This window comes from Luteimonas endophytica (assembly GCF_029887875.1).
Lineage (GTDB): Bacteria > Pseudomonadota > Gammaproteobacteria > Xanthomonadales > Xanthomonadaceae > Luteimonas > Luteimonas endophytica.
Genome location: NZ_JARXRM010000031.1, coordinates 38,336 through 59,483, shown reverse-complemented (window position 1 = coordinate 59,483; position 21,148 = coordinate 38,336). Strand labels below are relative to the sequence as shown.

Here is a 21,148-nt window from a genome sequence, read left to right as displayed (position 1 = left end):
GGTTGGCGACGATAGCGCCACGCACCCGAGTGCGCGATGAACTCGCGGTGGCATGGCGGCGACCGAGGGCGCGGTCGCCGGCGTCGGGGCGACGGGGTGGCTCCGGCCGGGGGCGGCGATGCCGGGGATCGCCGACCACGCCGGCCTTCGCGTGCATGGCACGCTCCTACGGGGCCGGGCGATGCATTCGCCTGTAGGAGCGGCCCATGGCCGCGAAAGCCGCGGACGGGTCCGGCCGGGGCGGCGGCAGTGCCGGGCATTGCCAAACACGCCGGCCTTCGCGTGCGTGGCACGCTCCTGCGGGCAGCCCGCGGCAGAAGTGCGCCTCAGCGGCGCCTGCGCCCGGCGAGCTTGCGGGTGACGGTGTTGCGGCCCAGGCCGAGGCGGGCGGCGGCCTCGGCACGGCGGCCGCCGGTATGCGCCAGCGCGGCCTCGAGCAGCACGTGGTCGAAGCGTTCCAGCGCCTGCGCGTGCAGGTCGGAGTCGCCGGCGGCCAGGCGCTCGCGCACCCAGCGCCCGAGCGCGTCTTCCCAGCTGCCCTCCTCCCCCGGCGGTGCCGGCGCGGACAGGGCGCCTTCCACGTCGGCGGCGGTGATGGTATCGCCCGCCGCCAGCGCCGCCAGCCGCCAGCACAGGTTCTCCAGTTCGCGCACGTTGCCGGGCCAGGGGTGCGCCAGCAGGCGCTCGCGCGCCTCGCGGTCGAAGCGCTTGGCCGGCGCCTGGAACCGGGCCGCCGCGGCCTGCAGGAAGGCCTCGGCCAGCCGCGGCACGTCGGCGCGGCGCTCGCGCAGCGGCGGCAGCCGCAGCCGTACCACGTCGAGGCGGTGCAGCAGGTCGGCGCGGAACCGGCCCTCGGCCACCAGCGCCTCGAGCTGCTGGTGGGTGGCGGCGATCACCCGCACGTCGACGCGGATCAGCTCGCGCCCGCCGACCCGGAAGAACTCGCCCTCGGCCAGCACCCGCAGCAGCCGGGTCTGCAGCGGCAGCGGCATGTCGCCGATCTCGTCCAGGAACAGCGTGCCGCCGTCGGCCTGCTCGAAGCGGCCGACGTGGCGCCGGGCGGCACCGGTGAAGGCGCCGGCCTCGTGCCCGAACAGCTCGCTCTCCAGCAGTTCCGACGGCACCGCGGCGGTGTTCATGGCGATGAAAGGCAGGCGCGCCCGGGGCGACTCGCGATGCAGGGCGCGCGCCACCAGTTCCTTGCCGGTCCCGGTCTCGCCGGTGACCAGCACGTTGAGCGGCGCCTGCGCCAGCCGGCCGATGGCGCGGAACAGCTCGCGCATCGCCGGGGTGTCGCCGATCAGGGCGTCGGCGGCGGCGGCTTCCGGCGCGCTGCCGGCGGGCTCGGCCGCGGCCTCGCGGCGCAGGGTGCGCGCCGCCAGCGCCACCGCGTCGTCCAGGTCGAAGGGCTTGGAGAGGAACTCGTGGGCACCGCCGCGGAACGCGCCGGCGGTGCTGGCGATGTCGGTATAGGCCGACATCACGATCACCGGCAGCGCGGGGTGCGCCGCTTTGAGCTTCTCCAACAGCACCAAGCCGTCGTCGCCGGGCATGCGCACGTCGGTGAACAGCAGGTCGGGGGCCGGCTGGTGCTGCGCGGTGCGCCGCCCCAGCGCCTCCAGCGCCGCCTGCGCCGAGTCGAAACCCGAAACCTCGTAGCCGGCATCGCCCAGCGCCGCCGCCAGCACGAAGCGCACGCTGCGGTCGTCGTCGACCACCCAGACCACCGCCGCGCCGTTGCCCTCATGCATCGTCCTGCTCCCTGGCCGCCAGCGGCAGCAGCAGCGTGAAAACCGTATGCCCGGGGCGCGAGCGGTACGCCAGCGAACCGCGGTGCTCGCGCGCCACCTGCTGCGCCAGCGCCAGCCCCAGGCCGCTGCCGTCGGCGCGGCCCGAGACCAGCGGCAGGAAGATCTGCTCGGTCAGCTCCTCCGGCACGCCGCGGCCGTCGTCGGCGATCTCCAGCCGCAGCGCCAGCGGGTGCGCGGCGTCGGCGATGCGCACCCCGCGCTCGATGCGGGTGCGCAGGGTGACGTTGGCGGCGCCGGCCTGGATCGCATTGCGGACCAGGTTCCACACCGCCTGGGTGAGGCGGTCGGCGTCGCCGTGCAGGTCCGGCAGGCTGGGGTCGTAGTCGCGGATCAGCTTCACCACCCAGCCGGCCTCGTGCTCGGCCAGGCGCAGCACCCGCTCGAGCACGCCGTGGATGTTGAGCGCCGCGTGCGGCTGCGGCGGCGCCGGCGCCAGCAGCTGGTCGACCAGCGCGGCCAAGCGCCCGACCTCGGCCTGGATCACCGCCACCAGTTCGCGCGCCTCGGCCTCCTCGCTGCGCCGCGCCAGCAGCTGCGCCGCACCCTTCAGCCCGGCCAGCGGGTTGCGCAGCTCGTGCGCCAGCCCCTTCAGCGCCGCCGCCAGCGCGCTCGGCAGCACCCGCAGCGGGTCGTCGCCCGGGAACTCGTCGACCGGGTGCGCCTCCAGCAGCCAGCCGCCCGCCTCGCGCCGCGACAGCCAGCCGTCGGCGAAGCGCGGCTCGCCGCCCAGGAACGCCAGCTCGATCCTTCGCAGCCGCAGCTGCTCGCTGGGCTCGGCCCCTTCGGCGCCGGCCGCCAGCGCCCGCCGCAGCGCCTCGCCCTCCACCTCCAGCGCCGCCAGCGGCTGGTCCAGCAGCCGCCGCGCGCTCACCCCCAGCCAGCGGGCGAAAGCGGCGTTGCAGCCCTCGATGCGGGCGCTACGGTCGGTCCAGGCCACGGGGGTGACCAGGACGTCGAGGGGGGAGTCGGGCAGGTCCGGGGGCGCCATTGCACCAATGTAGTGCATGCACCGAAGTGGAGCGAGCGTGGGGGCTCGCGCGCTGCCACCGCCCGCTTCACCCCTGTCTCACCCATTCAGCCGTAGCGTCGATTTCCCGTTTTGCGGAGCCTCCCCATGGCGCGCCCGATCTGGACCGGCACCCTCTCCTTCGGCCTGCTCAACGTGCCGGTCTCGCTGATGTCCGGCGAGCGCAAGACCGACCTGAGCTTCCGCATGCTCGACTCGCGCGACAACACCCCGGTGCGCTACGAGCGGGTCAACGCCGAGAGCGGCGACGAGGTGCCGTGGAAGGACATCGTCAAGGCGTTCGAGTACGACAAGGGCAGCTACGTGGTGCTGGAGAAGTCCGACATCGCCTCGGCGACGCCGGAGAGCCACGAGACGGTGGAGGTGGAGACCTTCGTCGATGCCGAGTCCGTGCCACTGACCTACTTCGAGAAGCCCTACGTGCTGGTGCCGGGCAAGAAGGCCGAGAAGGGCTACGTGCTGCTGCGCGAGACCCTGAAGCAGACCGGCAAGATCGGCATCTCCAAGGTGGTCATCCGCACCCGCGAGTACCTGGCGGCGGTGATCCCGCGCGACGACGCCCTGCTGCTGATGCTGATGCGCTATCCGCAGGAGCTGGTAGACCCGGCCGAGTACCGCCTGCCCGAGGGCAAGGCCGCCGACTACCGGATCAGCCCGAAGGAACTGCAGATGGCCACCCAGCTGATCGAGTCGATGTCCGGCGAGTGGAAGCCGGAAGACTACAAGAACGAGTTCCGCGCACGGCTGGAGGAGGTGATCCGCAAGAAGATGAAGTCCAAGGGCGCGCTGGCCGAGACCGACGAACGCGAGTTCGATACCCCCGAGGACGCCACCACCAACGTGGTCGACTTCATGTCGCTGCTGGAGAAGAGCATCGCCGGCAACAAGCGCACGCCGGCCAAGAAGACCGGCGGCAAGAAGACCGCCAAGAAGGCGGCGAAGAAGACCGCGAAGAAGGCGGCCAAGAAGACCGGCCGCAAGGCGGCGAAGAAGACCGCGACGCGCAAGGCCGGCTGAGGAGGCGGAACGCGATGCGGCTCACCAGCCCCGACCGGGTGGTGTTCAAGGGCGCCGGCTGCACCAAGCGCGACGTGGCCGAGTACTACCGCGCCGTGGCGGACCGCCTGCTCGTGGAGATCGGCGGCCGGCCGCTGTCGCTGCTGCGCTGCCCGGATGGCGCCACCGGCGACTGCTTCTTCCAGAAGCACCATGCCGACAGCCTCGGTGCGCACGTGCACGCGATCGAACTGGAACAGAAGAGCGGGCCGGCGCAGTACCTGTATATCGACGATGTCGACGGGCTGCTGGAGCTGGTGCAGATGAACACCCTCGAGTTCCACCCCTGGGGGGCGCGCGTGGCCGCGCCCGAATGCCCGGACCGGCTGGTGTTCGACCTCGACCCGGGCCCGGGCCTCGGCTGGCCCGAGATCGTCGCCGCCGCGCGGGCGATGCGCCGCGAGCTGCAGCGGGCCGGGCTGGAGAGCTTCGTGCGCCTGTCCGGCGGCAAGGGCCTGCACGTGGTGGTGCCGATCGCGCCGGGCCCGTCCTGGGACGAGGCCCGCGGCTTCTGCGAGGCGATGGCCCGGAAGATGGCCGAAGCGGACCCCGAGCGCTACGTGGCGACGATGGCCAAGGCCAAGCGCGGCGGCAAGGTGTTCATCGACTGGCTGCGCAACGCGCGCGGGCAGACCAGCGTGGCGTCGTGGTCGCTGCGCGCGCGCAAGGGCGCGCCGGTGGCGGTGCCGATCCGCTGGCGTGAACTCGGTGGCATCGAACGCCCGGATGCGTTCGACCTGGGCCGGGCCAAGCAGCGCGCGGCGCGGCTGCGGACGGAGCCGTGGGAGGGCTTCGCCGCGATGAAACAGACATTGCCTGCCGGCGACTGAGCCGGCCCTTCGGCGGCTTCGGCCAGGTTGGCGGCGATGCCGGGCGTCGGGGCCGGTGCCGGCTGTCGCGTGCATGGCACGCTCCTACGATGTGCGCGGCGCGGCGCCCGTGCCCAGGATCGCTTCGCGGCGCGCCTTGGAGAGCCGGTCCAGCGCGTGGCGCCAGGACCATTCCACCAGCGCGCGCAGCTGGTCGCCGGGGAATGCGGCCACGTCGACGATGGTGATCCAGCGATGCCGGCCGAGCCAGCGCGCGGGGCGGATGCCCGGCATGTCGGTCAGCTCCAGGAACCGCTCCGGCGCGACCTTGAGGCTGAAGCGCCAGCGTTCAGGTGCGCTGGTCTTGAAGTGGGCGAAGCGCCTGCCGCCGACGCTGTAGACCAGGATGTTGGCCGGGGCCGCGTGTTCATGGTCCTCGGCGCCGGGCAGCGCGGCGCAGAACGCCTTGAGCTGCGCCGTGTCCATCGGCTCACTCGGCCGGCGACAGCGGCGGCGGCGGGGTCCAGGTCAACGCATGCAGGATGCGAAGATCCTCGTCGTCCAGGACGTTGCCGTCGAGGCCGCGGAAGCGCATGCGGAACGAATGGAACGTCGCCTCGGGGCGGTCCACCGGATAGCCGATCTGGCGCAGCGCGGCGATCGGGTCGAACCCGGGCGGCGGCGGCGGCGCGGCCGGATCCGGCCAGCGGCCGAAGCCGGCCTCGGCCAGCCGCTTCCAGGGGAACAGCGGGCCCGGGTCGACCTTGCGGCCCGGCGCGAGGTCGGAATGGCCGATCACGTTCTCGCGCGGGATCCGCAGCCGCGTGGTCAGGTCCTCCAGCAGCACCAGCAGCGATTCGATCTGCGCATCCGGGAACGGCTCGCTGCCGTCGTTGTCCAGTTCGATGCCGATCGAGGCCGAGTTGACGTCGCCGATCGCGCCCCAGCTGCCGGCACCGGCGTGCCAGGCGCGGTGCTGGTCGGCGACCAGCTGGTACAGCGCGCCGTCGTCGCCGATCAGGTAGTGCGCGCTGACCCGGCCGCCGCTGTTGCGGGTGCGCAGGGTGTGCAGGCTCTGGCGCACCGACTCCTGCTCGGTGTAGTGCACCACGATCAGCACCGCGCGGCGCTCGTCGTGGTTGTCGGACGGCACCCAGTGGGCCAGCGGGTTGCGCGGCGGCGCGTGGCTGCAGGCGGCCAGCGCCGCGATGCAGATCGTGAGCAGAAGCGTGCGGAAAGGCATGCCGCATTGCACCCGCTCGCCGGGCGGATTGCAAGGCGCCCGAAAACAAGAACGGGCGGCGGATCGCTCCGCCGCCCGCGTCACCTCGTGGGGGAGGTGGGTGCGGTCAGTTTTCGTACGCGGTTTCGCCGTGCTCGGCGATGTCCAGCCCGGCGCGCTCGTCCTCCTCGCCGACGCGCAGGCCGAACGCCAGCCTGGCGACGGAGAAGCCGATCACCGAGACCAGCCCGATCCACCCCACGGTCAACACCACGCCGAGCACCTGGGTGCCGACCTGGGACACCATGGCGAAGTCCTCGCCGCCGGTGCCGCCCAGGCCCGGCGCGTGGAACACGCCGGTCAGGATCGCGCCGACGATGCCGCCGATCGCGTGCACGCCGAACACGTCGGCGGTGTCGTCGGCGCCGAGCATGCGCTTGAGGCCGTTGACGCCCCACACGCACAGCACGCCCGCGATCGCGCCGATGGCGATCGCGCCCAGCGGCCCCACCAGCCCAGCGGCCGGGGTGATCCCGACCAGGCCGGCGACCGCGCCCGAGGCCACGCCCAGCGCCGAGGACTTGCCCTTGGCCAGCTTCTCGGCCGCCGCCCAGGCCAGCACCGCGGCGGCGGTGGCGAGCATGGTGTTGAGGAACGCCAGCGCCGCGCCGGCGGTCGCCTCGAGGTTGGAGCCGGCGTTGAAGCCGAACCAGCCCACCCACAGCAGCGACGCGCCGACGAAGGTCAGGGTGACGTTGTGCGGCTTGAGCGCCTCGCGCCCGAAGCCGACCCGCTTGCCGACGAAGTAGGCGCCCACCAGCCCGGCCACCCCCGCGTTGATGTGCACCACCGTGCCGCCGGCGAAGTCGAGCGCGCCGCGCTCGAACAGGAAGCCGCCGGTGGCCCAGACCATGTGCGCGATCGGCAGGTAGCCGAGGGTGAACCAGATCGCCGCGAACAGCATCACCGCGGCGAACCGCGCGCGCTCGGCGAAGGCGCCGACGATCAGCGCGCCGGTGATGCCGGCGAACGTCGCCTGGAACGCCACGAACACGTATTCGGGCAGCGCCACGCCCTCGGTGAAGGTGGCCGCCAGCGAATCCACGGTCACCCCGGCCAGGAACAGCTTGTCGAGGTTGCCGATCCAGGCGCCCTCGCCCGAGAACGCCAGGCTGTAGCCGTACGCCACCCACAGCAGCACCAGCAGCGAGAACACGCTGATCACCTGGATCAGTACCGAGAGCACGTTCTTGGCGCGCACCATGCCGCCGTAGAACAGCGCCAGCCCCGGTACCACCATCAGCAGCACCAGGAAGGTGGAGGTCAGCATCCAGGCCACGTCGCCCTTGTCGACGGTGGCCTCGACGGCGGCCTCGTCGTCCACCGCGGCGGCGGCCGCGGGCGCCTCCTGCGCGGCGGTGGCGACCGCCGCCGGCGCGGCGGAGTCCTGCGCCAGCACGCCGCCGGCCAGGCACGAGAGCAGCAGGCAGCCGGCCGCGAGCGTCGCCAGCAGCCCGGGCCGGGCATTCCACCCGTGGAAGAGTCGGATCGTCATGGGGGTCTCCTGCGTGGGGTCAGAGCGCATCGGCGCCGAGCTCGCCGGTGCGGATGCGGATCACCTGCTCGAGCGCGGTGACGAATACCTTGCCGTCGCCGACCTTGCCGGTGGCGGCGGCCTTGGTGATCGCCTCCATCGCGGCGTCGAAGGCGTTGTCGGAGACCGCGCACTCGATCTTCAGCTTGGGCAGGAAGTCGACGACGTATTCGGCGCCGCGGTAGAGCTCGGTGTGGCCCTTCTGGCGGCCGAAGCCCTTGACCTCGGTGACGGTGAGCCCGGACACGCCGACCTCGCCGAGCGCCTCGCGCACCTCGTCGAGCTTGAACGGGCGGATGATGGCGGTGATCAGTTTCATGGTGGTCCTCCGGTGGGATGGGGTGCCGTCGCCACCGCCGTCAGAACGACTTGGCGACGGCGAAGGTGAAGGTCTCGTCCGGGCCGATGAGGTCGTTGTCGTTGAGCGCGGCGGCGAGCTCGAAGCCGTTCTCGAAGCCCTTGCTGAGGCCGAGTTTCCAGAACGCGTAGTCGGCGCCCTCGTAGCCGCTCACCCACTGCTTGCCGACCGCCGCGTTGAGGGTCCAACCGGGGGTGAGTTCCCAGTCCGCGGTCACGTCGAGGTTGCCGCTGCCGTCGGAGTCCGGCAGCCCGAACAGGTCGGTGACGGCATAGGAGTACTTGGCCGCGAACATGCCGTAGCCCAGGCCGAAATAGACCTCGGTGGTGTCGGGATCGGTGAAGCCGGGCGGGTAGTCGCCGGGGTACCAGTAGTAGATCGCACCGGCGTCGTAGCCGAGCCCGCTGTCGCCGAATTCGCCGCCGTAGCCGAGATAGAGATCGACCTCGACCTGGCTCGACACGTCGGGGTCGGCGTCGGACAACCAGCTGATGCTGCTGCCCCAGGCGCCGGCGTAGAAGCCGCTCTGGTGCGTGTAGTCGATGCCGCCCTGCAGGGCCGGCTCCTCGTTGGTCTGGCTCAGGCCGCGGAACAGATAGTCGCTCGTCAGCGTGACCGAACCGGAGACTTCCGCATGTGCGCCGCCGGCGGCCAGCAGGCCGAACGCGAGCAGCGATGCCACCCCTCTTGCGTGTAACGTCATGACCAGGCTCCTCGATGATGGAACCCTCCCCGTCATTGCGTCTTGCGTGTCGCCGTTGCCCCGCGGCGGCCCGGATCGCTGGCTGCCGCTCCGGCCGGGTTTTTCTGCGCCCCCGTGCCGGCCCCGCCCGCTTCTCTCCCTGCGTCTGGATGCCCTGTCGGGCCTTGCCCCTGCGCCGGCCTGCCGGCCCGCGCCGAATGAACCCGCGGCCCGGCGCGCTCCGCGCCGGGCCGCCCTTCCCCCGTCAGACCGTGTAGTACAGCTGGTATTCCAATGGGTGCGTCGCGGCGCGGAACTTGGTCACTTCCTGCATCTTCAGCGCGATGTAGCCGTCGATGAAGTCGTCGGTGAAGACCCCGCCGGCGGTCAGGAACTCGCGGTCGGCGTCCAGCGCCTCGAGCGACTGGTCGAGCGAGTGGCACACCTTGGGAATGTTCTTCTCCTCCTCGGGCGGCAGGTCGTAGAGGTCCTTGTCGCTGGGACCGCCCGGGTCGATCTGGTTCTTGATGCCGTCCAGGCCGGCCATCAGCAGCGCGGCGAAGGTGAGATAGCCCGACTGCATCGGATCCGGGAAGCGCACCTCGACGCGGCGCGCCTTGGGGTTGGCCACGAACGGGATCCGGCAGCTCGCCGACCGGTTGCGCGCCGAGTAGGCCAGCATCACCGGCGCCTCGAAGCCCGGGACCAGGCGCTTGTAGCTGTTGGTGGTCGAGTTGGCGAAGGCGTTGATCGCGCGCGCATGCTTGAAGATGCCGCCGATGTACCACAGCGCGGTCTGGCTGAGGCCGCCGTAGCCGTCGCCGGTGAACATGTTGGTGCCGCCCTTGGCCAGCGACTGGTGCACGTGCATGCCGCTGCCGTTGTCGCCGACGAGCGGTTTCGGCATGAAGGTCGCGGTCTTGCCGTTGCGGAAGGCCACGTTCTTGATGACGTACTTCATCGCCAGCAGCTCGTCGGCCTTCTTGACCAGCGAGTTGAACTTGGTGCCGATCTCGCACTGGCCGGCGTTGGCGACCTCGTGATGGTGCACCTCCACCTCGATGCCGATCTGCTCGAGGGTCTTGCACATCTCGGCGCGCAGGTCGTGCAGCGAGTCCACCGGCGGGGTCGGAAAGTAGCCACCCTTGATGGTCGGCCGGTAGCCGGTGTTGCCGCCCTGGTACTCCTTGGCCGAGTTCCAGTGCGCCTCCTCCGAATCGATGTGGAAGAAGGTGTGGCCCATCTCGACGCCGAAGCGCACCGAGTCGAACACGAAGAACTCCGGCTCCGGGCCGAAGAACGCCTGGTCGGCGATGCCGGAGGACTTGAGGAAGGCCTCGGCGCGCTTGGCCACCCCGCGCGGATCGCGCGAATAGGACTGCATGGTCGAAGGATCGAGCACGTCGCAGACCAGCACCAGGGTGGGATCGGCCGGGAACGGATCGACGTAGGCGCTGGCGGGGTCGGGCAGCAGCACCATGTCGGACTCGTTGATGCCCTTCCAGCCGGGGATCGACGAGCCGTCGAACATGGTGCCGTCCTCGAACAGGCCCGGTTCGACGATCGACTTCGGATAGGTGACGTGGTGCTGGACGCCGCGCATGTCGGTGAAGCGCAGGTCGACGAACTCGATCTTGTGGTCCTTGATCAGCTTTTCGACGTTATCGGTGGACATCTGGACGTTTGAACCTCGGTGGCGTGGATACGCTGGTGATCGCAAGCGCCGTGCCAACCTGGGAAGGCGTCCAAATGATTGATTTCAATGGGGCAGCACTGCCTGGCCAGGGCTTGGTGCACCGCAGCAGTGCGCGCCGGGAGCCGCCCGCACCAATCTGGTGCAACGCGGCGGCCCGCCGGGAGCGCCCGCTCGTGCGGGACCGAGAGCGCGCCGGGCGCCCCGCGCCACGCCTGCCGAGGCCCGGCTAAAGCAATAGCTGCCAATAGCCGACGTCGACCCAGCGCTCCTGCTTCCAGCCGACCTGCGCGAAGCGGCCGGCCTGGCGGAAACCCAGGCGCTCGTGCAGCCGCACGCTGGCTTCGTTCGGCAGCGCGATGCCGCCGATCACGGCGTGCATGCCGCAGCCGCGGATCGCCTCGATCAGCGCGGAATAGAGCCGCCGTCCCGCGCCGTTGCCGGTGGCGGCCGGGTCGAGATAGACCGTCGATTCCACCGAATAGCGGTAGGCGCAGCGGCCCTTCCACTTCGAGGCGTAGGCGTAGCCGAGCACGCTGCCGTCGCGCTCGGCGACCAGCCAGGGCAGGCGTGCCGAGGCGGTCTCCGCGATGCGCTGCACCATGTCCGCCTCCGCCACCGCGTCGGTCTCGAACGTGACGCAGGTGGCGGCGACATAGTGGTTGTAGATGCGCGCGACCGCCGCGGCATCGGCAGCGCTGGCGGGGCGGATGAGGAGGTCCATGCTGGGGTCCGAGGTGCGCGAACGCTCGCGTTGATGGGAGCCGGGCACTCGCCGCCGCGACCGCGGCGGCGCCGATGCTCGGCCTCGCCTCGCTGCGCGGAGGTTGCACGGCGGCGAAACTATAGCGGCGGCCGCGGATCCGCGGGCGGACCGGGCAGGGCCGGGTTGATACCTCGATGGTCGAGGCGTATAACGGCACCATGACGCCCGTCGCCAGATCCCTCCGCGGCGCCCCGCGCCCCACGCCCGACTACGCCAGCCGGGGCTATTGGCAGGGCACGATCAAGATGTCGCTGTCGAAGTTCTTCGTGCTGCGGGTGCTGCACCAGCGGCCGATGCACGGCTACGAAGTGGTGCAGGCGGTGGAGAAGACCACCCGCGGCTGCTGCAGCCCCACCGAGGGCACCATCTACCCGATGCTCAACGACTTCGAGGCGAACGGCCTGCTCGCCGCGCGCCTGGAGACGGTGCAGGGCCGCGAGCGCAAGGTCTACGCCCTCACCCGCCGCGGCCGCGACGCCTTCCGCGTGGCGGTGCAGGCATGGCTGGAGGCCACCGACTGCATCCTGGCCAGCCGCGCGGCCAGCCAGGCGCCGCATCCGGATGGACCGGATGGGTGCTGCTGACATGGCCCTTTTTCTCGCCCCTATACCTTGCCCATCAAGGCGTCGCAACCGGAGCCCGGCATGAGACTGCGCCCCCTGCCCGATCCCGACCACCTGCCGGCTCTCCAGCCCCGGCACGCGCACCGTCGGCCGGCCCAGGGCCTGGCGCCGGAACCGCAGGCGCCTCCCCGGATCCTGCTGCTGTACGGCTCGCTGCGCGCGCGCTCCTATTCGCGGCTGGCGATCGAGGAGGCCGCCAGGCTGGTGCGCTACTTCGGCGGCGAGCCGCGCATCTTCGATCCCTCCGACCTGCCGCTGCCGGGGCAGGTGCGGGACGACGACCACCCCGCCGTGCACGAGCTGCGCGAGCTGTCGCTGTGGTCCGAGGGCCAGATCTGGTGCAGCCCGGAGCGCCACGGCCAGATCAGCAGCGTGATGAAGGCGCAGATCGACCACCTGCCGCTGAGCATGGGCGGCATCCGCCCCACCCAGGGGCGCGCGCTGGCGGTGATGCAGGTCTCCGGCGGCTCGCAGTCGTTCAACTCGGTCAATACGCTGCGCCTGCTCGGGCGCTGGATGCGCATGTTCACCATCCCCAACCAGTCCAGCGTGGCGCAGGCGTTCCGCCAGTTCGACGAGGCCGGGCGGATGCTGCCCTCCGGCTACTACGAGCGCATCGTCGACGTGGTCGAGGAACTGGTGCGCTTCACCGTGCTGCTGCGCCCGCACGCGGCGCAGCTGGTGGACCGCTACTCCGAGCGCCGGCAGGCGGCCGACGCCGCGCTGGAGGCCGCCAACGATCTCTCCTCGATCGCGATCGCGCCCGGGCGCGGGACGGCGCGGGCGTAGACGACCCTAGCCCGCCGCGCCGGCCGGCGCGGCGACCGCGTCGATCTCGAACAGCATCCCGTCCAGGGCCAGCCGCGGGACCGGGATCAGGGTGCAGGCGGGCCGGTGCCCGCCGAACGCACGCGCCAGTTCCTCGCCGAAGATGCGCAGCCGGGCCTGGTCGTGGTCGACGACCAGCACCGTCAGCTTGACCACGTCGGCGGGCGCAGCGCCGGCTGCGGACAGCGCGGTCAGGAGATTGGCCAGCGCCTGGCGCACCTGGGCGCGGAACGCCGGCGACAGCCTGCCGTCTAGGGTCTCGCCGCCCTGCCCGGCCACGAACACCCAGCGTCCGGCACCGGCCACGCTGGCGACGTGCGAGTAGCCGTTCGGGGCGGGGTCGTAGAGGCCCGGCGGGTCGAGCAGGGCGAGCTCGCGGCGGCGGGTGGGCGGGGCGGCGGCGGTGCGCGTCATCGACGATTCTCCTGTGCGTTGTGGATACACAGGGCTGGTCGAACGACAGCGCCGCTTTGTGACGCCGGCTGCGGCCCCCTGCGCAGCGCTCGATGGGCCCGCCGCGGCCTCGCGGGAAAAAGGGAACGAGGCCCTCGCGTATCCTTGCGGCTCCCCACGGCCGCGAACCTCCATGTCGGATCTGCTTTCCGCCCTCCTGCTCGGCATCGTCGAAGGCCTGACCGAATTCCTGCCGGTCTCCAGCACCGGGCACCTGCTGATCGTGCAGCACTGGCTCGGCGCGCGTTCCGACTTCTTCAACATCGTGATCCAGGCCGGGGCGATCCTGGCGATCACCCTGGTGTTCCGGCAGCGGCTGTGGACGCTGGCGACCGGCCTGGGCGAACGCGACAACCGCGATTACGCGTTGAAGCTGGCGACCGCGTTCGCGGTGACCGCGCTGGTCGGCCTGCCGGTGCGCCTGGCCGGCTGGGAGCTTCCCGAGACGGTCACGCCGGTGGCGTGGGCGCTGATCATCGGCGGCGTCTGGATGATCGCCGCCGAGCGCCTGGCCGAACGCCGCGGCGACCGCAGCGACGTGACCTGGACCGTCGCGGTCCTGGTCGGCCTGGCGCAGGTGGTGGCCGGGGTGTTCCCCGGGACCTCGCGCTCGGCGGCGGCGATCTTCATGGCGATGCTGGCGGGACTGAGCCGCCGCTCCTCGGCCACCGAGTTCGTGTTCCTGGTCGGCATCCCCACCATGTTCGCCGCCAGCGCCTGGGCCTTCCTCGAGCTGTGGATGGAGCAGGGCCTGGGCGGGGAGGCCTGGGACGAGGTGGCGCTGGCGTTCGCCGCCGCCACCGCCACCGGCTTCGTGGTGGTGCGATGGCTGCTGGGATTCATCAGGTCGCACCGCTACACCGGCTTCGCGGTGTACCGGATCGTGCTTGGCGCGGCGCTGCTGCTGGTGCTGCCGGCGGGAGACTGATCTGCCTGGCCGGACATGCGCCCTCCGCGGCGGGTGTCGAAACGACGCGCCGCGGTTCGTCGCATCATCGAAACCGCCGGAGCGCCACGGCGGCGCCCCGGGGCCACCCCGACCACCCAGGAGAAACGCAATGAGCTACGTCGATGGATTCCTGCTCGCCGTTCCGAAGGACAAGCTGTCCGCCTACCGCGCCCTGGCGCGCAAGGCCGGCAAGATCTGGATGGAATACGGTGCGTTGCAGTACGTCGAGTGCGTCGAGGACGACGTGCAACCCGGCAAGACCACCTCGTTCCCGCAGGCGGTGAAGCTGAAGCCCGGCGAGGTGGTGGTGTTCTCGTACATCGTCTACAAGTCGCGGGCGCAGCGCGACCGGGTGAACAAGCAGGTGATGGCCGATCCGCGCCTGGCCGGGATGGACCCGAAGACCCTGCCGTTCGACGGCAAGCGGATGATCTGGGGCGGGTTCAAGGGCATCGTCGAGATGTGATCGCCGGCGCTGGCCGGCGCGGGCGGCCGCCCGGCGCCGGCCGCACCGGCTCAGCCCTCGGCGGCGCTGCGCGCGGCGCGCTCGAGCAGCAGGGTGCGCTCGCGCTCGTTGCCGGCCAGCTCGGCGGCGCGCTCGAACTCCGCCCGCGCCTCGGCATGGCGGCCCAGCTTCGCCAGCAGGTCGCCACGCACGCCGGGCAGCAGGTGGTATTTCGCCAGCGCAGGCACGTCCACCAGCTGGTCGGCCAGGTCCAGCCCGGCCTGCGGCCCGTAGGCCATCGCCAGCGCGACCGCACGGTTGAGTTCCACCACCGGCGAGGGCGCCTGCGTCGACAGCGCGTCGTACAGCGCCACGATCCGCACCCAGTCGGTCTCCTCGGCGGTCGCCGCGCGCGCGTGGCAGGCGGCGATCGCCGCCTGCAGCGCGTACGGACCGCGCACCTCGCCGAGGCGCTCGGCGCGCTCCAGCGCCTCCAGGCCGCGGCCGATCAGCAGCCGGTTCCAGCGGCCGCGGTCCTGGTCGGGCAACAGGATCGGCGCGCCGTCCGGCGCGGTGCGCGCCTCCAGCCGCGAGGCCTGCAGCTCCATCAACGCCACCAGGCCGTGCACCTCGGCCTCGCGCGGCATCAGCCCGGCCAGCACCCGCCCCAGCCGCAGCGCGTCCTCGCACAGCGCCGGGCGGATCCAGTCCTCGCCGCTGCTGGCCGAATAGCCCTCGTTGAACACCAGGTAGATCACCCCCAGCACCGCGGCCAGGCGTGGACCGAGTTCCTCGCGGCGCGGGATCTCGAACGGCACCTGCGCGGCGCCGAGGCTGCGCTTGGCGCGCACGATGCGCTGCGCGACCGTGGGCTCGGGCAGCAGGAAGGCACGCGCGATCTCCGGGGTGGTCAGGCCGCCGAGCATGCGCAGGGTCAGGGCCACCTGCGCCTCGGTGGACAGTACCGGGTGGCAGGCGATGAAGATCAGCCGCAGCAGGTCGTCGCCGATCTCGTCGTCGAGCTCGGCGGTATGCCGCTCGTCGGCGTCCTCGCGACCGGACTCGAGTTCGTAGGCCAGCTGCTCGTGCTTGCGGTCGAGCAGCTTGGCCCGGCGCAGGCGGTCGATGGCGCGGTGCTTGGCGGTGGCCATCAGCCACGCGCCGGGATTGTCGGGCACCCCGTCCCGCGGCCAGCGCTCGAGCGCCGCGACCAGCGCGTCCTGGGCCAGTTCCTCGGCCAGGTCGAGGTCGCGCACCATGCGCATCAGCCCGGCGATCAGCCGCGGCGACTCGATCCGCCAGACCGCGTCGATGGTCCTGTTGACGTCCGTGCTCATGGCGCCGGATCAGAACACCCCCGGCGCCGCCCCGCAAGGGCCATGGGTGCGTTTTCGCGCTCAGTCGCGGTCCGGCGCCCCGAGCGGGAAAAGCGGGCGGTAGGGACGCGCCTCGTCGACCGCGCGGGCGAACGAGGGCCGCGCCAGCAGGCGCCGGCGGTAGGCGTGGACATTGGCGAATTCCTCGCCGATGCGGTGGCTCCAGTCGGCATAGAACAGGAACGGCGCGGCGGCGCAGTCGGCGAGGCTGAACGCCCCGCCCGCCGCCCAGGTGCGGCCCGCCATCCTCCGTTCGAGCCAGGCGTAGGCGGTCTCGAGCATGGCGCGCGCGTCGGCCACGCCCTGCGCGTCGCGCTGGCCTTCCTGGCGCAGGCTGTCGAACACGATCTTCTGCTGCGGCGTGGAGACGTAGTTGTCGAAGAAGCGGTCGAGCATGCGCACCTCGAGCGCGGCGTGCGGATCCTCCGGGATCAGGCGCACGCTGCCGGGATGGCGCAGCTGCAGGTGCTCGATGATGATGCTGGCCTCGACCACCATCTCGCCCTCGTCCATCAGCATCGGGAAGCGCTGCAGCGGCCACGCCTCCGCCAGTTCCCGCCAGGCCGGGCTGTCGGGCCCGTCGAGCATGCGCAGCTCGAAGTCGATGCGGTTCTCGTAGAGCGCCACCAGCACCTTCTGGCAGTAGGACGAGAACGGATGGGCGTAGAGCTGCAGCGGCATGCGGGCCTCCGGCATGAACGACGGGTGGATGGGAGAAAAAAAGGGCGGTGCGCGCCGCCGGTCAGGGCGATGCCGCGAACGGGTCGCCGCTCCAGGCGACCCGGTGCTTGCGGACCTCGGCGTGCAGCACCTCGGGCAGGTCCTGCGGCGGATCGGCCTGGCGGCGCCAGGCGGCCAGGCTGTGCTCGCAGTCCCAGCGCTCGATCAGGTTGACCCGGCCGGGATCGACCGTGTCGGCCGAGATCGAGAAGTCCAGGCATCCGGGCTGGCGGCGCGCGCGCGCCACCATCGGCGCGCAGGCGGCCAGGTAGGCGTGGCGCTGGCCCGGATGCAGGTACAGCCGGCCCTCCACCACCACTTCATCGCGCCCCGCGCCGTCCTCCCGGTCGCGCCCCGCGGGCGCCGGCGAGGGGCGGCCGCGGGCGAAGTCGCCAGCGGGCAGCGCCCCGGCGCCGGCCTCGCGCACCGGCCGGATCTCGATTTCCCCGCCGCCGTGCGGCTCGGGGCAGCGCTTGACCCATTCGATCGCCTCCTCCAGGGTCCGCGCCTGCAGCAGCCAGAACCCCGCCACCAGCCCAGCGTCGGCCGCGAACGGACCATCGACCACGCTCGGGCGCGCGGCGCGGAAGCGCACCCGGGCGCCGCACGCGCTGGGCTGCAGGGACTCGGCCGCCAGCAGCACCCCGGCCCGGGCCAGTTCGGCGTTGAACCGCTCCAGCTCGACCAGCACGCGGCCGTCGGGCGGGTGTCCCGCCTCGCTGCCGGCATCGGCCCTGACCATCGCCATGAATCGCATGTCCGTCGTCCTCCGGGGCACGGCGCCCTTTGCGGGCGTCCCGTCTGGAAGACGAACCGGCGGCGGCGGATTCGACATGCCCGCGGCCGGCACCCGGCCCTGCGCGGCCGCGGCCCACCCGCCGCGGGCCGGCGCTACGGCGCTACGGCGCTCAGCCGCCGGCGGCGGCGGCCGGGTTCAGGGAATAGGTGCCATGGACGGCGGCCTCGGCGAGCACGTGGCCCTGCATCGCCGCCAGCGCGTCGCCGGCACCGAAGCGCGGCGGCAGCGCCAGGCGGGCCACGTCGAGCGCGAACAGCCGGAAGAAATAGCGGTGCACGCGCAGATCGTTCGGCGGCGGGTAGGGGCCGTCGTAGCCGAGGTAGTCCCCGGCCATGTCCGGATCGCCGGCGAACCAGCCGGTGTAGTCGTTCAGGCCCTGGCGCGCGCCGCCGGGCCCGGCCGGCGCGGCCTTGCCGCCCTTGACCAGGCCGTCGCTGCAGCTGCCGGCGGCGAGCTCGCGGATCTCCACCGGGATGTCCGCCATCGCCCAGTGCACGAAGTCGGCGCGCGGCTGGTGCCGCGGGATCTCCACTCCTTCCTTGCCGGCCATGTCCGGGCGCGTCGGCGCGTCGGGGTCCACGCACAGCAGCACCAGCGAGCCGGTGCCCTCGGGCAGCCCGTCCCAGGCGAGGTGAGGATTGCGGTTGCCGCCGAAGCCGCCGGGCGCGCCGAGCGCGAATTCGGCGGGGATCGGCCCGCCGGGCTGGAAACTGTCGCTGCGGATCTGCATCGCTGTCTGCCTCCTGGGTTGGGCGGCCCGCCGCGCGGGCGCTCAGGTTTCCGGATAGCCCAACCGTATCGCCACCGGGGTGAGTGCGGCAAAGGGCTCCGCCAGCGCCGTGGCGTAGGCGCGCCAGTGCCCGGCCGGGAAGCGGCGCCCGGCGAACAGGCCGGCCGGCGGCACCGGCAGCTCCAGCCCCAGCGCCGCGCCCAGCGGCCCGGCCAGTGCCGGGGGGTCGTTGACCGCATCGTCGATGCGCAGCAACCGGTGCGGATGCAGGTCGCGCTCGTGCAGCTGCGCGATGTGCTCGAGGCCGCGCGCCAGCCATTCGGCGGCCTGGCGCGGCGATCCCATCCGCAGCGGCACCGGTGCGCCGAAGGCCAGCCAGTTGATGAGCATGTCGCGCGGATCGCGCAGCGCCAGCAGCAGCCGCGCCTGCGGCACGTGCGGCGCGAACACGTCGAGCAGGGCGTTGTCCCACCACAGCAGCCAGTCGATCACCGCGCCGCCGGCGATGCCGCGCGCCGGCAGCTGCGCGCTCCAGGCACGGGCGACCTCGCCCGGGTCGGTCTCGCCGCGCGCCAGCGCCGGCACCGTGCGGACGTTCTGCAGCGGGTCGTCCGGCGGGCGCGCACCGAAGCGGTCGGCGCGGAACGCCGGGACGATGCCGTCGAGCAGCTGCCCCAGCCGCTCGACACCGGCGCCCGGCAACCCGGCCATCAGCACCACCGCCGGCGCGGATCCGGTCGGGGCGGCGGCAGGGCTGCGCGGCGCGTCGGGCGCGCTCCACTCGGGCAGCGGGATCATCCGCTCGCCGGCCTCGTCGTGCAGCGCGGCCCACAGCTGCGCCGCCCGTGCGTGCTGGCCGGCGGCATCGTTGGCCACCGCCAGCCAGCCGCGGACCAGCCGCTGCAGGCGTTCGTCGGAGGGCAGCCGCTGCAGTTCCTCGGCGCGGCGCACCGCCGCCTGCGGATCGCGCCGCGCCAGCAGGTCGAGCAGCCGCGCCTCGGCCACCAGGTGGCCCGGCTCGAGTTCGACGATCCGCCGGGCGGTTTCCTCCGCGGCGCCGGCGTCGTCCGGCCCGAGCAGGGCCAGGCGCGCCTCGAGGGCCGGCACCGCGTCGGGCGCGGCCGCCAGCCAGCGCGCGACCACCGCGCGCTCCCGCTCCAGATCGCCGCGCTCGAGCGCGGCGCGCGCCTGCCACAGCTGCGGCAGCCGGGGCGAGGTCGCCAGCGCCGCGTCGAGGGTGTTGCGGGCGTCGTCGATGTCGCCCAGCCGCTGCCAGGCGGCCATGATCAGGCTGAGGGTGCGCGGCGCGGCGGGGTTGGCTGCCAGGGCGCGGCGCAGCCAGGGCAGCGCGCGGCCCGGCCGCGCCATCGCCAGTTCCAGCTGGCCGGCGAAGGCCATGTGCGCGGGCGCCGCGCCTTCGCCGAGCAGCGGCTGCAGTTCCTCCATCGCCTCCTGATGGCGGCCCTGGCGGTGCACGATCTCGGCGAGCATGCGTTGCTGCGCCGCGCCGCCCAGCCCCGCCTCGCGCATGCGCCTGAAGGTCTGCTCGGCGAAGGCCAGATGGCCCTTGGCCAGGTAGGCGAATCCGAGCGCATTGAGCAGCTGTGGATCGTTGCCGCCGCGCGACTGCGCGGCCGAGAGCACCGACAGCGCGCGATCGGGATCGCCGCGGCGCAGCGCCACCATCCCGGCCACCGCGGCCAGCGCCGGGTGGTCGGGCGCGATCCGTGCGGCGATGCGCGCGATGCGCTCGGCCTCGTCGACATCGCCGCGGCCGACCGCCAGTTCGGCCTGCACCAGGTACGCGCCGAAGCTGTTGGGGTCGAGCGCGATGGTGCGCGCCAGGTCCTGCTGCGCGCGGTCGATCTGACGTGCGCCGATCAGGAAGCCGGCGCGCTGGAAGTGCAGCGCCGGATCGTCCGGGGCCAGCGCGATGGCGCGATCGATGCTGGCCAGGGCCGCATCGGCGTCGCCGCCGGCCCTTTGGGCCATCGCCAGCAGGTGGTGGGCGCGGGCATCGTGGCCGTCGGCCTCGACCGCGGCGCACGCCGCGGCCAGCGCCGCGGCATGGTCGCCGCCGCGCAGGGCCTCGAGGATCTGTTCGTGCATCGGAGCGGTCATCCGGAACTGCCGCCCATCGCGGGCGCGGCCGGTCATTGTAGCGGTGCCCGGCGCTCAGGCCGCCGCGGCGAGGCGCTCGGCCACCCAGCGCTCGGCATAGCCCTCCAGGCGCGCGTTCTCCAGGAACCCGCAATGCCCGCCCCAGGGCGCGATCTCCACCGCCGCCGTCGGCGGCAGCCGCAGCGCGCGGAACCCGTCGACCGGGATCACCGGATCGTCGGTGCTGGTGAGGATGTCGGCGGGCACCTGCAGCGACGCCAGCCGTTCGCCGGCGATGGAATAGCCGTCGAAGTACGCCTCGAGCGAACCGAAATCGGTGTGCCGCAGCACCAGCCATTCGGTCAGCTCGCGCATGCCCAGGCGCAGGGTGGCGTCGTCGAAGTCGTGCAGTTGCGGGAACAGCGCACGCTTGCGCTGCAGCGAGCCGCGCCACTTGCGCTCGAAGTAGCGCAGGTACAGCGGCATCCCCTGCTCCATCTGCGCCAGGGTCAGGGCCGGGTCGAGCACCGGGCAGACCGCGGCCACCCGCGCCAGCGGCAACCCCGCGCCCGGCGCGCGCAGCGCCAGGCGCAGCGCGAAGTTGCCGCCGAGCGAGTAGCCGGCGGCGAACAGCGGCCGCGCCGGGAACCGGTCGGCGACATCCAGCGCCGCGTGCACCACCTCGTCCAGGCGGTTGGAATGGAACAGCTCCGGGTTGAGGTGGTGGGTGGGGCCATGGTCGCGGAAATTGAGCCGGAACACCTCGAACCCGCGGCGCAGCAGCTGGGCCGCGGTCAGGCGCATGTAGCTGGATTCGCTGCTGCCTTCCCAGCCGTGCAGCAGCAGCGCCAGCCCGCGGGAGGGACGGCCCGGCATCGCGCTGTGCAGGCCGTGCAGGCGCACGCCGTCGCCGGCATCGAGCAGGTGCTCGAAGGTGTCCGCACCGGTGGCGGCCAGCGCCAGCGCGCCGCGCCGGCGGCGCCACGGGCTGCTGCCCAGCGCCGACTGCAGGTGGGCGTTGCGCAGCCAGGCCGGCGGCCGGTAGCCGCCCGCATCGCGCCCCGGCGGTCCCGGGGGAGCCGCGGCATCGCGCGCGGACGCCTGCAA

22 protein-coding genes are annotated in these 21,148 nt (G+C 72.6%); 6 read left to right on the top strand and 16 right to left on the bottom strand.

Going from position 1 to position 21,148, the window contains the following annotated elements; translation table 11 throughout:
* Nucleotides 1-326: 326 nt before the first annotated feature.
* A complete protein-coding gene (ntrC, locus tag QFW77_RS09925) occupies nucleotides 327-1,751 on the bottom strand; it encodes a nitrogen regulation protein NR(I) (protein ID WP_280574453.1) in 1,425 nt (474 codons plus the stop codon).
* Nucleotides 1,744-2,799 (bottom strand): two-component system sensor histidine kinase NtrB, encoded by a 1,056-nt coding sequence (locus QFW77_RS09920; RefSeq protein WP_280574452.1) that lies wholly within the window; start codon nucleotides 2,797-2,799, stop codon nucleotides 1,744-1,746. The genes ntrC and QFW77_RS09920 overlap by 8 nt, the downstream gene beginning before the upstream one ends.
* 126 nt (nucleotides 2,800-2,925) lie before the next feature.
* Between QFW77_RS09920 and ku the strand changes: the two genes are divergently transcribed.
* Nucleotides 2,926-3,855 (top strand): non-homologous end joining protein Ku, encoded by a 930-nt coding sequence (gene ku, locus QFW77_RS09915; RefSeq protein WP_280574451.1) that lies wholly within the window; start codon nucleotides 2,926-2,928, stop codon nucleotides 3,853-3,855.
* 14 nt (nucleotides 3,856-3,869) lie between these two features.
* Nucleotides 3,870-4,724, top strand: a complete 855-nt coding sequence (gene ligD / locus QFW77_RS09910; protein WP_425603310.1) for a non-homologous end-joining DNA ligase — start codon at nucleotides 3,870-3,872, stop codon at nucleotides 4,722-4,724.
* A gap of 84 nt (nucleotides 4,725-4,808) precedes the next feature.
* On the opposite strand, the gene QFW77_RS09905 is transcribed toward ligD, so the two are convergent.
* The 7 genes from QFW77_RS09905 to QFW77_RS09875 form a co-directional block, all read right to left on the bottom strand.
* On the bottom strand, nucleotides 4,809-5,189 hold the full coding sequence (locus QFW77_RS09905) for an MmcQ/YjbR family DNA-binding protein (RefSeq protein WP_280574450.1): 381 nt from the start codon (nucleotides 5,187-5,189) through the stop codon (nucleotides 4,809-4,811).
* A 4-nt stretch (nucleotides 5,190-5,193) separates the two neighbouring features.
* On the bottom strand, nucleotides 5,194-5,946 hold the full coding sequence (locus QFW77_RS09900) for an N-acetylmuramoyl-L-alanine amidase (RefSeq protein ID WP_280574449.1): 753 nt from the start codon (nucleotides 5,944-5,946) through the stop codon (nucleotides 5,194-5,196).
* Between the two features lie 106 nt (nucleotides 5,947-6,052).
* The gene (locus QFW77_RS09895; protein WP_331487925.1) at nucleotides 6,053-7,384 is read right to left on the bottom strand and encodes an ammonium transporter; all 1,332 of its coding nucleotides are present in this window, start codon (nucleotides 7,382-7,384) and stop codon (nucleotides 6,053-6,055) included.
* A gap of 115 nt (nucleotides 7,385-7,499) precedes the next feature.
* The gene (locus QFW77_RS09890; protein WP_280574447.1) at nucleotides 7,500-7,838 is read right to left on the bottom strand and encodes a P-II family nitrogen regulator; all 339 of its coding nucleotides are present in this window, start codon (nucleotides 7,836-7,838) and stop codon (nucleotides 7,500-7,502) included.
* A 40-nt stretch (nucleotides 7,839-7,878) separates the two neighbouring features.
* The gene (locus tag QFW77_RS09885; RefSeq protein ID WP_280574446.1) at nucleotides 7,879-8,580 is read right to left on the bottom strand and encodes a TorF family putative porin; all 702 of its coding nucleotides are present in this window, start codon (nucleotides 8,578-8,580) and stop codon (nucleotides 7,879-7,881) included.
* Nucleotides 8,581-8,824: 244 nt separating this feature from the next.
* Nucleotides 8,825-10,234, bottom strand: a complete 1,410-nt coding sequence (gene glnA / locus QFW77_RS09880; RefSeq protein WP_280574444.1) for a type I glutamate--ammonia ligase — start codon at nucleotides 10,232-10,234, stop codon at nucleotides 8,825-8,827.
* 247 nt (nucleotides 10,235-10,481) lie between these two features.
* Nucleotides 10,482-10,976 carry an arsinothricin resistance N-acetyltransferase ArsN1 family B gene (locus QFW77_RS09875; protein ID WP_280574443.1) on the bottom strand — a complete coding sequence of 165 codons (495 nt, stop codon included), beginning with the start codon at nucleotides 10,974-10,976 and terminating at the stop codon, nucleotides 10,482-10,484.
* Between the two features lie 176 nt (nucleotides 10,977-11,152).
* On the opposite strand from QFW77_RS09875, the gene QFW77_RS09870 reads away from it, so the two are divergent.
* Both QFW77_RS09870 and arsH read left to right on the top strand, forming a co-directional pair.
* Nucleotides 11,153-11,602 carry a PadR family transcriptional regulator gene (locus QFW77_RS09870; RefSeq protein ID WP_280574442.1) on the top strand — a complete coding sequence of 150 codons (450 nt, stop codon included), beginning with the start codon at nucleotides 11,153-11,155 and terminating at the stop codon, nucleotides 11,600-11,602.
* 60 nt (nucleotides 11,603-11,662) lie between these two features.
* Entirely contained in the window at nucleotides 11,663-12,430 is a 768-nt protein-coding gene (gene arsH, locus QFW77_RS09865; RefSeq protein WP_280574440.1) for an arsenical resistance protein ArsH, read from the top strand.
* 6 nt (nucleotides 12,431-12,436) lie between these two features.
* Here the strand turns inward: arsH and QFW77_RS09860 are convergent, their stop codons facing one another.
* Entirely contained in the window at nucleotides 12,437-12,883 is a 447-nt protein-coding gene (locus tag QFW77_RS09860) for a RidA family protein (protein ID WP_280574438.1), read from the bottom strand.
* Between the two features lie 172 nt (nucleotides 12,884-13,055).
* On the opposite strand from QFW77_RS09860, the gene QFW77_RS09855 reads away from it, so the two are divergent.
* Together QFW77_RS09855 and QFW77_RS09850 are read left to right on the top strand one after the other, a co-directional pair.
* Complete coding sequence (locus tag QFW77_RS09855; protein WP_280574437.1) at nucleotides 13,056-13,850, top strand: undecaprenyl-diphosphate phosphatase; 795 nt, start codon at nucleotides 13,056-13,058, stop codon at nucleotides 13,848-13,850.
* 130 nt (nucleotides 13,851-13,980) lie between these two features.
* Nucleotides 13,981-14,337 carry a DUF1428 domain-containing protein gene (locus tag QFW77_RS09850; RefSeq protein WP_280574436.1) on the top strand — a complete coding sequence of 119 codons (357 nt, stop codon included), beginning with the start codon at nucleotides 13,981-13,983 and terminating at the stop codon, nucleotides 14,335-14,337.
* A 50-nt stretch (nucleotides 14,338-14,387) separates the two neighbouring features.
* On the opposite strand, the gene QFW77_RS09845 is transcribed toward QFW77_RS09850, so the two are convergent.
* The 6 genes from QFW77_RS09845 to QFW77_RS09820 all read right to left on the bottom strand — a co-directional run bounded on the left by QFW77_RS09845 (nucleotide 14,388) and on the right by QFW77_RS09820 (nucleotide 21,148).
* Entirely contained in the window at nucleotides 14,388-15,653 is a 1,266-nt protein-coding gene (locus QFW77_RS09845; RefSeq protein WP_280574435.1) for an RNA polymerase sigma factor, read from the bottom strand.
* Nucleotides 15,654-15,713: 60 nt separating this feature from the next.
* A complete protein-coding gene (locus tag QFW77_RS09840) occupies nucleotides 15,714-16,373 on the bottom strand; it encodes a glutathione S-transferase family protein (protein ID WP_280574434.1) in 660 nt (219 codons plus the stop codon).
* A 61-nt stretch (nucleotides 16,374-16,434) separates the two neighbouring features.
* Entirely contained in the window at nucleotides 16,435-17,169 is a 735-nt protein-coding gene (locus QFW77_RS09835; protein WP_280574433.1) for a YciI family protein, read from the bottom strand.
* Nucleotides 17,170-17,320: 151 nt separating this feature from the next.
* Nucleotides 17,321-17,941 (bottom strand): YbhB/YbcL family Raf kinase inhibitor-like protein, encoded by a 621-nt coding sequence (locus QFW77_RS09830; protein ID WP_280574431.1) that lies wholly within the window; start codon nucleotides 17,939-17,941, stop codon nucleotides 17,321-17,323.
* Between the two features lie 42 nt (nucleotides 17,942-17,983).
* Entirely contained in the window at nucleotides 17,984-20,050 is a 2,067-nt protein-coding gene (locus QFW77_RS09825; RefSeq protein ID WP_280574430.1) for a tetratricopeptide repeat protein, read from the bottom strand.
* Between the two features lie 66 nt (nucleotides 20,051-20,116).
* Nucleotides 20,117-21,148: a YheT family hydrolase gene (locus QFW77_RS09820; RefSeq protein ID WP_425603311.1), complete on the bottom strand. Its 1,032-nt coding sequence runs from the start codon at nucleotides 21,146-21,148 to the stop codon at nucleotides 20,117-20,119.